The organism is Halopseudomonas sp. (genome assembly GCF_047631575.1).
Lineage (GTDB): Bacteria > Pseudomonadota > Gammaproteobacteria > Pseudomonadales > Pseudomonadaceae > Halopseudomonas.
In genome coordinates, this window is sequence record NZ_JBLIAB010000001.1 from 80,489 (window position 1) to 92,299 (window position 11,811).

The 11,811-nt window shown below is 56.9% G+C and carries 11 protein-coding genes and 1 pseudogene; 7 read left to right on the forward strand and 5 right to left on the reverse strand.

What is annotated here, in order from left to right:
- The first annotated feature begins 81 nt into the window (after positions 1–81).
- On the forward strand, positions 82–1,533 hold the full coding sequence (gene pyk, locus ACJAXR_RS00385) for a pyruvate kinase (RefSeq protein WP_415056274.1): 1,452 nt from the start codon (positions 82–84) through the stop codon (positions 1,531–1,533).
- Positions 1,534–1,656: 123 nt separating this feature from the next.
- On the opposite strand, the gene ACJAXR_RS00390 is transcribed toward pyk, so the two are convergent.
- Positions 1,657–3,177 carry a fumarate hydratase gene (locus ACJAXR_RS00390; RefSeq protein WP_415056275.1) on the reverse strand — a complete coding sequence of 507 codons (1,521 nt, stop codon included), beginning with the start codon at positions 3,175–3,177 and terminating at the stop codon, positions 1,657–1,659.
- A gap of 294 nt (positions 3,178–3,471) precedes the next feature.
- Here ACJAXR_RS00390 and ACJAXR_RS00395 point away from each other — a divergent pair, with 294 nt between their 5' ends.
- From ACJAXR_RS00395 to ACJAXR_RS00405, 3 genes are read left to right on the forward strand one after another with little or no spacing between them, the layout of a single operon-like run.
- Positions 3,472–3,846, forward strand: coding sequence for a hypothetical protein (locus ACJAXR_RS00395; protein ID WP_415056276.1), 375 nt, complete (start codon positions 3,472–3,474; stop codon positions 3,844–3,846).
- On the forward strand, positions 3,839–4,771 hold the full coding sequence (locus ACJAXR_RS00400; RefSeq protein WP_415056277.1) for an iron-sulfur-binding ferredoxin reductase: 933 nt from the start codon (positions 3,839–3,841) through the stop codon (positions 4,769–4,771). Before ACJAXR_RS00395 ends, ACJAXR_RS00400 begins: the two co-directional genes overlap by 8 nt.
- A gap of 35 nt (positions 4,772–4,806) precedes the next feature.
- Positions 4,807–5,571 carry an enoyl-CoA hydratase gene (locus ACJAXR_RS00405; RefSeq protein ID WP_415056278.1) on the forward strand — a complete coding sequence of 255 codons (765 nt, stop codon included), beginning with the start codon at positions 4,807–4,809 and terminating at the stop codon, positions 5,569–5,571.
- A 56-nt stretch (positions 5,572–5,627) separates the two neighbouring features.
- On the opposite strand, the gene ACJAXR_RS00410 is transcribed toward ACJAXR_RS00405, so the two are convergent.
- A complete protein-coding gene (locus ACJAXR_RS00410; protein ID WP_415056279.1) occupies positions 5,628–6,788 on the reverse strand; it encodes a phospholipase D-like domain-containing protein in 1,161 nt (386 codons plus the stop codon).
- Between the two features lie 248 nt (positions 6,789–7,036).
- Here ACJAXR_RS00410 and ACJAXR_RS00415 point away from each other — a divergent pair, with 248 nt between their 5' ends.
- The gene (locus tag ACJAXR_RS00415) at positions 7,037–7,807 is read left to right on the forward strand and encodes a GNAT family N-acetyltransferase (protein WP_415056280.1); all 771 of its coding nucleotides are present in this window, start codon (positions 7,037–7,039) and stop codon (positions 7,805–7,807) included.
- Positions 7,808–7,809: 2 nt separating this feature from the next.
- Entirely contained in the window at positions 7,810–8,670 is an 861-nt protein-coding gene (locus ACJAXR_RS00420) for a lysophospholipid acyltransferase family protein (protein WP_415056281.1), read from the forward strand.
- A gap of 11 nt (positions 8,671–8,681) precedes the next feature.
- Here ACJAXR_RS00420 and ACJAXR_RS00425 read toward each other — a convergent pair.
- Both ACJAXR_RS00425 and ACJAXR_RS00430 read right to left on the reverse strand, forming a co-directional pair.
- A pseudogene (locus ACJAXR_RS00425) lies at positions 8,682–9,176 on the reverse strand (ACP phosphodiesterase); the annotation flags it as partial.
- A complete protein-coding gene (locus ACJAXR_RS00430; RefSeq protein WP_415056282.1) occupies positions 9,176–10,114 on the reverse strand; it encodes an ATPase in 939 nt (312 codons plus the stop codon). The gene ACJAXR_RS00430 and the pseudogene ACJAXR_RS00425, both read right to left, overlap by 1 nt.
- 219 nt (positions 10,115–10,333) lie before the next feature.
- Between ACJAXR_RS00430 and ACJAXR_RS00435 the strand changes: the two genes are divergently transcribed.
- Positions 10,334–10,705: a hypothetical protein gene (locus tag ACJAXR_RS00435; RefSeq protein ID WP_415056283.1), complete on the forward strand. Its 372-nt coding sequence runs from the start codon at positions 10,334–10,336 to the stop codon at positions 10,703–10,705.
- On the opposite strand, the gene ACJAXR_RS00440 is transcribed toward ACJAXR_RS00435, so the two are convergent.
- Positions 10,664–11,692 carry an NAD-dependent epimerase/dehydratase family protein gene (locus tag ACJAXR_RS00440; protein WP_415056284.1) on the reverse strand — a complete coding sequence of 343 codons (1,029 nt, stop codon included), beginning with the start codon at positions 11,690–11,692 and terminating at the stop codon, positions 10,664–10,666. The two genes, ACJAXR_RS00435 and ACJAXR_RS00440, sit on opposite strands and share 42 nt — an antisense overlap.
- Positions 11,693–11,811 lie beyond the last annotated feature (119 nt).

Genomic DNA, 11,811 nt, shown 5'->3' on the forward strand with positions numbered 1-11,811 from the left:
AGCCTGTCATGGTACGCGCATATGTTCTATTGTAGTGACCCAATAGAAACCATAGACCATCGCTTTTTATAGGGATAGACCATGACCCTGCGCCGCACCAAAATCGTCGCCACACTGGGACCTGCCAGCAGCAGCCGCGAGTGCATAGCCGCATTGATCGATGCCGGCATGAATGTAGCCCGTATGAACTTTTCCCACGGCACCGCTGACGAATACCGCGCAAGGGCTCGATTGGTGCGTGAAATCGCCAAGGAAAAGGACGTTCATGTCGCCCTTCTCGGCGACCTGCAAGGTCCGAAAATTCGTATAGCGCGGTTCACCGACGGCAAAATCATGCTCGAACAGGGCGACCACTTCCGCCTCTCCACCAGTCACTCGCTCGATGACGGCAACACTGACGTGGTCGGCATCGACTATCCGGATCTGATCAAGGATTGCCGCGCCGGCGACGAGTTGCTCCTGGATGACGGCCGCGTGGTTTTACGCGTCGACAGCGTCGGCAAAGACGAAGTGCGCTGTACCGTCACGATCGGCGGCCCATTATCCAATCACAAGGGCATCAATCGACGCGGCGGTGGACTCTCGGCAGCTGCCCTGACTGAAAAAGATCGTGTGGATATCACTATCGCAGCAGAGCTGGGCATGGAGTACGTAGCCGTCTCCTTCCCCCGCGATGCGGCCGACATGAATCTCGCCCGTAAGCTGCTCAAGGACTCCGAATCCCAGGCCTGGCTGATCGCCAAAATTGAACGCGCCGAGGCCGTCGCTGACGAAGCAGCGCTGGACGGCCTGATCGACGCCAGCGACGCAGTCATGGTCGCCCGCGGCGACCTGGGCGTGGAGATTGGCGATGCAGAACTGGTTGGCATACAGAAACTGATCATCAGCCACGCGCGCAAGAAAAACAAAGCTGTCATCACTGCCACCCAGATGATGGAATCGATGATCAACAGCCCAATGCCGACACGGGCCGAAGTATCGGACGTCGCCAACGCCGCACTCGATTACACCGACGCGGTCATGCTCTCAGCGGAAACCGCCGCTGGCTCCTACCCCGTCGAAGCCGTACAGGCAATGGACAGGGTCTGTCGCGGCGCCGAAAAGCACCCTACCAGCCAGCACTCCGGCCACCGTATGGGTCAGCAGTTCGAGCGCTGCGACGAGACCATCGCATTGGCTGCCATGTACGCGGGCAACCACTTTCCAGGGGTCACTGCCGTCATCACGCTGACCGAAAGCGGTTATGCCCCCCTGATAATGTCGCGCATACGCTCGCACCTGCCCATATTTGCACTTTCGCCCAACACTGACACGCTTGGCCGCGTTGCTCTACTGCGAGGCGTCCAAGGCATCACCTTCAACCCCGCCGATATGCCGTCTACTGACGTCAATCAACGGGCCGTGAGCCGACTGTTGGAACTCGGCCATGTGCAACACGGCGACTGGGTCATCCTAACCAAAGGCGACGCCTACAACTCCCGAGGCGGCACCAACTCCATGAAGTTACTCAAGGTAGGTGAGTCGTTAGTTTAAAACAGACCATCTTAATGCCGATGCCAGTTAAGCGCACAGTCTGGCACACTCTGAAACAACGCCCACAAAAAAGCCCCGACTCTAATCAGGAGCCGGGGCCATATGCACAACCAGACCGCTAAATCAGATCTCGACGGCCAGGCTGTCCGCAATCTTCTTCTGCCAAATGGCCGGCCCGGTAATATGCACCGACTCACCGTTGGTATCGACTGCCACGGTCACCGGCATATCTTTCACATCAAACTCGTAAATTGCCTCCATACCCATTTCCGGAAACGCCAGCACCTCCGCCTTCTTGATCGCCTGAGCCACCAGATAGGCTGCACCGCCAACGGCCATCAGATAGACCGCCTTGTAATCCTTGATCGCCTCGATCGCAATCGGACCGCGCTCGGACTTACCGATCATGCCCAGCAACCCAGTCTGATCCAGAATCTGGCGAGTAAACTTGTCCATACGGGTAGCCGTAGTCGGACCCGCCGGACCCACCACCTCGTCACGAACCGGGTCCACCGGACCCACGTAGTAAATGAAGCGCCCCTTCAAATCGACCGGCAACTCCTCACCTTTGTTCAGCATCTCGACCATACGCTTGTGCGCCGCATCACGGCCCGTCAGCATCTTGCCCGACAACAGAACCGTCTCACCGGTCTTCCAGTCGAGCACGTCTGCCGGCGTCAGCGTATCCAGATTGACCCGGCGCACGCCGCTGCCCACCTCCCAGGTAATGTCCGGGTAAGCATCCATCGGTGGCGGCGCCAACACAGCAGGGCCGCTGCCATCGAGCACAAAATGCGCATGGCGGGTCGCCGCGCAGTTAGGAATCATGCACACCGGCAGACTAGCCGCATGGGTCGGGTAATCCATGATCTTGATATCCAGCACCGTGGTCAAACCACCCAAACCCTGAGCACCGATACCCAGCGCATTGACCTTGTCCATGATCTCCAGACGCAGCTCCTCGACCCGATTCTGCGGACCGCGTTTGCGCAGCTCATGGATGTCGATCGAATCCATCAGGGATTCCTTGGCCAACACTGCCGCCTTCTCCGCAGTACCACCAATACCGATACCCAGCATGCCCGGCGGACACCAGCCCGCACCCATGGTCGGAACGGTTTTCACTACCCAGTCAACGATCGAATCCGACGGATTGAGCATAACCATCTTCGACTTGTTCTCAGACCCACCACCCTTGGCTGCCACATGGAACTCCACGCTGTCGCCGGGAACCACCTGGTAGTGAATGACCGCAGGGGTATTGTCCTTGGTATTGGTCCGCTTGCCGGCTGGATCAGCCAGGATCGACGCGCGCAGAACGTTCTCAGGCAAATTATAGGCCTGACGCACGCCCTGGTTGATCATGTCATCCAGACCCATGGTGGCATCGTCCCAACGCACGTTCATACCGACCTTGACGAACACCGTCACGATGCCTGTGTCCTGACAAATGGGGCGATGGCCGGTAGCGCACATGCGCGAATTGATCAAAATCTGCGCCATCGCATCGCGGGCTGCCGGAGATTCCTCGCGCAAGTAAGCCTCATGCACGGCCTGAATAAAATCTACCGGGTGATAATAGGAGATGTACTGCAATGCATCAGCTACGCTCTGGATCAGGTCATTCTGCTTGATTGCGGCCATGCTGGGCTGGCTCCTCTGCTAGGCGAATGGCAATACGCCAGGATGATAAACACCCTGAACTGCGCTGCCTGGTTCAATGTCGTCCACGGATAACCTCGCTATTATGGCTATCCGTAACTACCGTGGCTAATCGGGTGGGAAATTATACCCGAGCCAGCGCACAGGCGTAATCTTCAGCAACTGCTTCTTGCAAAGAGCCTCCAGTCTTTTCAAATACACAAGTCAGGAATAGAGTATGGTTGACTACAATGTGCCATTACACAAGGATCCTTAAACAGGGACGGCGTAAGAAATATGGACAGTACTGTTGCCAAATTCCAGGCTTTACGTTTGCAGCGTATCTACTTATTAGCGCAACTGAACTACGCCATTACCTACGTGGTAATTGGTGCAGCTTGCATGGTTGGGCAGTACAACGCCAGCGGCGTCATATCTGCAAGCCACGTGATGCTCGGAGTCACCCTGCAGGCAATTATCTTTGGCATGATCAAGAGCGGCATCAATAGTACGACAGGCGAAAAACTACACTGCACGCCGTCAGCGGGTCTGAATCTGGTCGGTTTTGACGAAAACCTGGAAGACCGTCTGAAGCAGGCTGACGAGGCGCTGTACCGAGCCAAGGAAACCGGCCGCAATCGTTGCGAAGTATTCGAAGGGGCTTATGCCTGAACTACAGGTAGGCGCGGTAAAGATACACACCGCAGCCGGTGAAAATATGCTTGATGCCCTGCTTGCTGCCGGGCAAAAGATCCCCTGGTCGTGCCGGGCAGGACACTGTCAAACCTGCATCGTGCAGGCATTGTCAGGGCAGCCGCCGCCTCAGGCGGAGGTAGGGCTGAGTTCCGATCAACGCCAAGCTGGCTGGCTTCTCGCCTGTCAATGCCCGGTCCAGCAGGATATGCAGCTGAAACTGCATGACCCAGCAGTAGATGGCATCGCCGCCAGAATAGTTGAATTACACCCCGTGACCGATCAGATCCTGGTGTTATGCCTCAAGCCAGAGCGTCCTATGCGCTTTCAGCCTGGCCAGCATGTAGTGTTATGGCTGGATTCCGAATTGGCCCGCCCCTACTCGATCGCCAGCCAACCGGGCGACCCCCTGCTGACCTTTCACCTGCGGCTCCACCAGAATGGCGCCTTCTCCGACAGAATCCAGCGGCTCGCGGCGGGCCATATTGTGTATCTTGGCGCTGCCGGCGGCCACATGCACTATGACCCCGATTGGCAGGATAAGCCTCTGCTTCTGTTGGCAGCCGGGACCGGGCTCGCGCCGCTACAGGCCATTGCCAGGCACGCACTCGAATCCGGCCATCAAGCGCCGATCGAATTACGCCACTGGCATGACGAACCAGTCTGCTATTTGCAGCAACCACTGCAGGAACTAGCTGCCAGTCATCCGCAGCTTACTCTGCGCCTGCAACCGAGGACCGAACTGGCGGCAGATTTGACACAACTGCGTCTTGCCTCCCGCTCTACACTGGCGCTAGTCTGCGGGCCACCAACGTTTGTCGAGCAACTGCGCAAGCCGTTATACATGGCGGGTCTTCCAGGCCGCCAGATAATCGATGAAGCTTTTCTCAGCCGTCGGGCATAACACGTCCCGACTGATCCAATGTGCCGGAGCCTGTAATGAGTGAACACCTGCTGATCGACCGAAGTGAAGCCGTACTGACATTGAGCATGCATCGACCAGACAAGAAAAATGCCCTGACGCGTGACATGTACAGCGCCATGGCTAAAGCAATTAATGCAGCGCAATCCGATGACAGCCTGCGCGCGGTTATTATTCAGGGCGACGAAAACTGTTTTACCAGCGGTAACGACGTTGCTGATTTCATCGATGTGCCACCCTCCGGACCCAACAGTCCAGTGTATGAGTTTCTCAAGGCTATCTGTCATGCGGAAAAACCCCTGATCGCCGCCGTCAACGGTCCCGCGGTCGGGGTGGGTACCACGATGCTGTTGCATTGCGACCTGGTGTACGTTGCCGAGGATGCGAAGTTGAGAATGCCTTTCGTCAACCTGGGTCTGTGCCCGGAGGCAGGATCGAGCTTCCTGCTGCCGCGTTTGTTGGGACACCTGCGCGCTGCCGAATTACTCTTATTGGGTGAAACCATTAGCGGGCAACGTGCCGCCGACATTGGCCTGGCCAATCATGCCTTACCCAAAGGCGCTGCGGTGCATCAAGCCGCACGCACTGCCGCTTTGCGGATCGCTGAATTACCACCAAATTCCGTCCGACTAAGCAAAGCGTTATTGAAGCAGGGTCTCAGCCTGACCACCGAGGAAGTCATGGATCGTGAGGGCGAATACTTTGGTCAGCTCCTCAAGGGACCTGAGGCAAAGGAAGCTTTGACCGCCTTTATGCAAAAGCGCAAACCGGTTTTTGCCTGAGAGTTTTGACGACCGATGCCCCGACAGAGCTGAAAGGCTCTTCGGAGTACCGCCGTTCAACGCTTGATGTGAAACCACATAGTGACCCAGCGATTGATCTGACCCCACATACGAATTTTCAGTCTGTGCCAGCGCGGCAGGCGCCTCCAGGCCTCCAGGGTCCATTCGTGACTGGCAGAGAAATCCTTCTCGAATGTCTCTCTGACGCTATCGGCCAGGCCCACGTCGATCCCATGCTGGTTAGCCTCAAGATTCCAGTGCAGAGACCAGTGGTCGAAGTTGCATGACCCCAGAGAGGTCCAGTCATCAACCAGAGCAGATTTAAGATGAAGAAAGCGCGGTTGATATTCAAAAATCCGAATACCTGCCTTCAGTAGTCGGCTGTAATAACGCTGACCGGCATATCGCACTGGCGGATGATCCATGATCTGACCGCAGAGCAGTAGCCGCACGTCAACGCCGCGGCGCGCAGCCCCTTGCAATGCACGTCGTATCCGCCAGGCAGGAAGAAAATACGGCGTCGCCAGCCATACGTGTTTCTCCGCTGCGCGGATCTGAACAAGCAGCCCATGCAAAATATCATTGCTGTAGCGGGAATCCATATGCGTCACCCGCGCCCAGCCGTGCTTACCATCGGGCGCAGGGGGTGGTCTGATGCGGCGCAGACTCGGTAAAGGTCGGCCTGGACGGGGGCCATCCGTCTGTTTCCATTGATGCTCGAATAGCGCCAGCCAGTCGACGACAGCCAGGCCGGTCACAGCAAGCATCTGATCGTGCCACAGGGTCTGGCCGTGTTCGTCGGGCAAGCAGAATTCATCCGACAGCCCAAATCCACCGGTCATTGCCAGATGATTATCGAAGATCAGGATCTTGCGATGGTCCCGGTGAAAATTCCACAGGCCACGCATCAACCGCAGTGGATTATAGATACGCAGCTCAATACCCCCATCGCGCAGCTGCTCTCGCTCCTGGGCGACAAACTCCCGCGAACCGATATCATCCAACAGACAGCGCACCCTGACCCCACGGCCTACGGCCGCTGAGAGCGCTTGAATAAGGATGGCGGTAGCCTGCCCCGTTTCAACCAGGTACATCTCGATATCGATACTGGTCTGCGCCTGGGCTATTGCATCCAATACCTTTGGGAAGAAATTTTCGCCATCTACCGTCAACTCAAACCCGTTGTTCGCCCGCCAGGGATAGATCGATACTGTCATATCCCGCCTCAAATCATGGAATTCGGTAATCATCCTGATCCCGCAGGTCAGGACCGCATTGCATCTAGCTGATCCAGTCCGAGAATGCATCAATCATAGCAGGCCAGACGAAAGGGCGACCGTGCTGAAGCTTCATCTTCTAGATAAAGGCTGTCACGTAATCGCCACCTGGCCGTAACACCTCTGACACTCCGTCGCCATAGTCTCGATCTGGAAACAACCAGAGCCTGACCCGATGGAGGTGCCTGATGTCCAATACCGCGTACGCCACCGAAGCAACCCCAACCCCAAATCACCTTAGCGTTGAGATGGTGCAAGACGCCACAACGCTGCAGGCCGCGCAGACCCTTCGCTACAGTGTATTCAGTGAAGAGTGCGGAGCGAAACTGGAAAACGCCGGAACAGGCCTGGACCAGGACATATTCGATCTGCATTGTGAACATCTGATTGTGCGTGACCTGCGCAGTGGTGAAGTGGTTGCCACAACACGCCTGCTTGACAGTCAGGGAGCGACGGAAGCGGGTGGATTCTATAGTGAAGGCGAATTTCAACTGGTCGGCCTGCCGCAATTACGTGGCCGCATTCTAGAAATCGGCCGGACCTGCGTGCATGCGCATTACCGCAATGGAGCGACTATTTCGGTGCTTTGGGCGGGTCTGGCACAACTGATGAACGAACGCCATTACGACTATTTGATGGGCTGCGCCAGTGTCAGCATGGCAGACGGCGGCGTTCAGGCGCAGGCAGTCATGCAGCGGCTGCGCGGGCGCTACCTATGTCGTGAATGGCTCAACGCAATACCCCGCCTGCCATTACCGCAAATGGACTTGCCAGCCAATGTCACAGCTCAATTGCCGCCCCTATTAAAGGCCTACATGCGCCTGGGCGCAAAGATCTGCGGCGAGCCTTGCTGGGATCCGCAGTTCAATGTAGCCGATGTATTCATCCTTCTGCGTCGGGAACAACTTTGCCCTCGTTATGCACGTCACTTCAAAGCTGTTGCGCCGGAGGGGAGATAATGATGAGTACTGCGATACCGACTTGCCGGCGACTGTGGCGCACCCCGTTGATTATTCTCTGGCTCGGAGTCGGCGCTGTTATGACCGCAGCAGTAGCTATTGGCACAGGGCTGGCTGCCGAAAAAACTCGTCACTACCGACCTCGACTGACACGCTTTTGGATGCGCGGACTGATTGCCATTCTTCCCCTACGCATTCACTGCCACGGCAAGCCCACCGAGCAAACCAGCCTGTTGGTCAGCAACCATATCTCCTGGCTGGATATTGTCGTTATTGGTGCCCAGGCGCCGGTCCACTTTCTGTCGAAGGCTGAGGTTCGCCAGTGGCCCATTGTGGGGTGGCTCGCTAACGCCGCCGGGACACTGTTCATTCAGCGTGGTCAGGCAACCGGCCAGTCCCTGCACGAACAACTCTGCAACGCATTACAGCAAGGCGACAATGTGGTTATTTTCGCCGAAGGTACCACCACTGAAGGCGACCACATCAGACCTTTCCATGGCCGACTGCTTGGCTGCGCAATTGAAACCTCAGCACCGGTGCAGCCGGTCGCTCTGGCATACCGGCAAGGGGGAAAGAGGGACGTGATAGCCCCTTTCGTCAATGACGACGAATTTTCCAGCCATCTGCTGCGGCTGCTCGGCAGCCCGCCTATCGACGTTGAAATACATTTTCTACCGCTTGTGCACTGTCAAAATCTCAGCCGCAATCAATTGGCGCGGGAAGTCCGCAGCGCAGTCGTTCAGACGCTGGGCGTTACCAATGAGGGCTCTGCGCGGAGACCCGCAAGCGTCAGGTCCTGCGAACGTGAAAACGCCATTACCTGCGGCATGAATGCGAGAAAATCCGCTTCAAATCCGGCGTAGTCCCGTTCCAGCTCGCCAGCGGAGCCAGGCAAGGGATTACTGCGACGCAAACGCAGGGCAATATTATCCAGTGCCTGGTGCAGATTAGGCAGGCGTGCGTAGCTGGTTAACCAATCATGCTCGGCCATGCGGCTTATTACCGGCCAAGCGTTGGCCGGTATCACGTCACGCTGCTTAAGCAACAAGGCGTACATGCCGCGAGTAAATTCTTCAATGGACTGATCGGCAAACAACTCCCAGTGCCGCGCCAACAGATGATCATAAAACATGTCAATCATGATGCCAGCATAACGACGGCGTTCGGGAGAGACTCGGGTCTTGCTCACGGTTATCAGCGGATGGGCGTCGGTAAAGCTGTCTATACGTCGGTGCAACCAGATGCCTTCGCGTACGCCTTGAGGTAGTTCGAGCTTTGCCACCGGCCCGCGAACAAAATCACCCAACACACTGCCCAGCGCCTGCTGTGGATCCTGCGGGCCGAGAAACAGATGCGCGAGGAAGTTCATCAGGACCCTGCAAGCTGCTGCTGCAGGTTGGCGATCTGCGACTTCAGCGTGACTATGGTGCGATTGACCTGCGCACGAAAAGCATCAATTGATCGTAACGTTTCCTCAGCGTAGTTCTGACGTTCCTCCATCTCGGTCCTTAATATCAGAAGTTCCTGCTCGAGGTTGACCCCGCCCCCCGCTTGCGCCAACGCTGTGACCTCACGGGTCAGTCCGGCGATTGTCTGATTCTGTGCAGCCAGTCGCTCTTCCAGTTCGCCCATTTGTGCCACCCTCTTGTTCAGATTGGCCAAATCACCTACCAGACCCTGAAGTCGCGCTGTATTGTCGGTGGCCGCTGCCTCCGCGGCTGTAATCCTGCCCGCTTGGGCTGTAACCAGCTCGGCGATCTCAAGGGTTTGCGTCGTCAGGGTCTGCTGATCAGCCTGCTGCGCCGCCAGCTGGACGCTAAAATCTTCTCTGGCCGAGCTGGCTGCGCTGATTGCATTATTTTGAAGCGTAAGCCGTTTATCCAGTTCTTCCAGCTGTACCTGAATGGCATCGAGTCGCGACTGTCGCGCGGCTTCCGCTACCGACAGCGTAGATTCAGTGGCGCTTACCTTCCCGGTTATATCCTGAATTCGCCCTGCTGCCTCTTCACTGATGCGCGCGAAACTGTTTTGCGTGGCAATCAACTGCTGCTGCAGGCGGGACTGTTGCTGATGGCTCCAGTAGCCGAAACCCACCAATGCCAGCGTCAGTGCGCCACATAGCGCCCACAATGCGCCGTTGCCCGATTCGCGGGCTTCCAGGCGCATCGGGGTATGAATACCGCTATCGCGTCCCCGCAAGCCCTCATGACCGGCATCGCGCGTCGACAGGGAGTCAGGCTCGTCAGTTGCCCGGATACCCGACAGTCCGCTGCCCGTCAGATTGTCGTCCGGATTACGTCCTTTCATCTCTTAGCCTCTTATGGAAATATCTTGAAAGCAACCTGATAACCCTGCGCCAGAGCGGTGCGACCTGCTCCACAAAGATGCGTATTGAACGCCCTTGACTGAATTAGAGAGCACTATCGGCGTTGCAGGCCCGATGATTTCGGTCCCTCGTCATATTGGTACATATTCTGCTTGTTTCATGCCTGCTTGGCCAGAATTCCGGTATTGGCCGGAATCATCATGCAAGGGGGCAGCATGCTTACTGAAGCGCAATTCAACCGATCGACGCTCGAATGCATGACCATACTGCGGCGTCGCTTGAAACAAGAGCTGGGTATAACCGTCCGCCTTAGCCAAGAGGGGGCAGCAACCGAGATGATAAGACTCAGCGCGACCAGCACTCAGGAAGATCTGCGCGAACTGGGCCAACGACTTTCAGGCATGGTGGCAGAAGAGCCTGAGCGCCCGCTAGAGGTGGCGTTTGGACAGGGCGCCATTGCCGCAAGACAAAGGCACATGCAAGTATCTGTGCCTCCTGAGTCAGCGCAGGCGCATGTACCAAAAGGACCTTCAGCCGTGCGGATCTACCGCGGGCAAGTAGTCCGCTACTGAAGGCATGCCTGCCTGCCACCACGTTGCAAAATGCTCAATGCCCTGTTCTACCGATACTTCTGGCTGATACCCAAGTTCACGACGTGCTGCGCTGATATCCAGATTGAAATCGCGCGCCATCACGGCCATACCCAAGCGAAGCATCGCCGGTTCGGGCCGGCCTGCAGTGAAGCGCGCCTTTAGCTCTGCCAGCGCTGCCATTCCATACGCCACTGGGTAGGCTATGTGCCTGTCCAGCTGCGGCAGCGCCAAACGCGCCAGCAGCCGGTTAAATTGCGGCCAGAAGGCAACCGGCGCACCATTGCTAATATTATAGGCCTGCCCAAGAGCAGAATCAGGCGCCAGCAAGGCAAACTGCATGGCCAGGTTGAGATTCTCGATCGGTGTCAGGTCAACTCGATTAGTACCAGTGCCTATGATGCGCAAACGTCCACTCTGATGAGCACGCAACAACCGCGGAAAAATGGATGTATCTCCGGCTCCAATGACAAACCTTGGCCGCAGGGCGATGACCTCCAGTCCGCTCCGGCCAGCTGCAAACACCTTTTGATCAGCGAGGTACTTGGTCGCGCCGTAGTGGTCGAAGAATCGTGAGGGAAGGAAGTCTTCTGTGACATCACGGTGGCTTTTGCCATCAAAGTAAATCGAAGGTGAAGACAGGTGTACGACGCGGCGGGTCCCCGCCGACTTTGCCGCTGCAAGCACGTTTTCAGTCACCTGAACATTCGCATTGTAAAAATGCTGGTAGCTACCCCAGGTGCCCACCGCGCCAGCACAGTGCACGATTGCTTCGCAGCTCTTGCTGGCACTGTGCGCGAAGTCGATATCCAACAAATCGCCACTCAGACATTCGGCACCTCTATCGCTGAGCCATCGCATGGCATCGGCCTTGCGACCGCAGCAGCGAACCGTATGCCCCTGAGCCAGCGCATGAGCAGCAAACCGGCCACCGATAAAACCGCTGGCCCCTGTGATCAGAATGCGCATCGAGCAATCCTTCGTTTTGTTATTGTCAGTCCATCATACACGTGCGGTCGAGCTACTGGCGCCAGGCTTCGCCAGCCGTTACCCTTAGCTTTAAGGCTCCGCTCCGGATAACGGATACT

Bases quoted from the DNA above. Each gene is read 5' to 3' on its own strand.
- pyk (WP_415056274.1), top strand. From the start codon at position 82: ATGACCCTGCGCCGCACCAAAATCGTCGCCACACTGGGACCTGCCAGC.
- ACJAXR_RS00390 (WP_415056275.1), bottom strand. From the start codon at position 3,177: ATGGCCGCAATCAAGCAGAATGACCTGATCCAGAGCGTAGCTGATGCA.
- ACJAXR_RS00395 (WP_415056276.1), top strand. From the start codon at position 3,472: ATGGACAGTACTGTTGCCAAATTCCAGGCTTTACGTTTGCAGCGTATC.
- ACJAXR_RS00410 (WP_415056279.1), bottom strand. From the start codon at position 6,788: ATGACAGTATCGATCTATCCCTGGCGGGCGAACAACGGGTTTGAGTTG.
- ACJAXR_RS00420 (WP_415056281.1), top strand. From the start codon at position 7,810: ATGAGTACTGCGATACCGACTTGCCGGCGACTGTGGCGCACCCCGTTG.
- ACJAXR_RS00440 (WP_415056284.1), bottom strand. From the start codon at position 11,692: ATGCGCATTCTGATCACAGGGGCCAGCGGTTTTATCGGTGGCCGGTTT.
- ACJAXR_RS00435 (WP_415056283.1), top strand. From the start codon at position 10,334: ATGCAAGGGGGCAGCATGCTTACTGAAGCGCAATTCAACCGATCGACG.
- ACJAXR_RS00400 (WP_415056277.1), top strand. From the start codon at position 3,839: ATGCCTGAACTACAGGTAGGCGCGGTAAAGATACACACCGCAGCCGGT.
- ACJAXR_RS00405 (WP_415056278.1), top strand. From the start codon at position 4,807: ATGAGTGAACACCTGCTGATCGACCGAAGTGAAGCCGTACTGACATTG.
- ACJAXR_RS00415 (WP_415056280.1), top strand. From the start codon at position 7,037: ATGTCCAATACCGCGTACGCCACCGAAGCAACCCCAACCCCAAATCAC.
- ACJAXR_RS00430 (WP_415056282.1), bottom strand. From the start codon at position 10,114: ATGAAAGGACGTAATCCGGACGACAATCTGACGGGCAGCGGACTGTCG.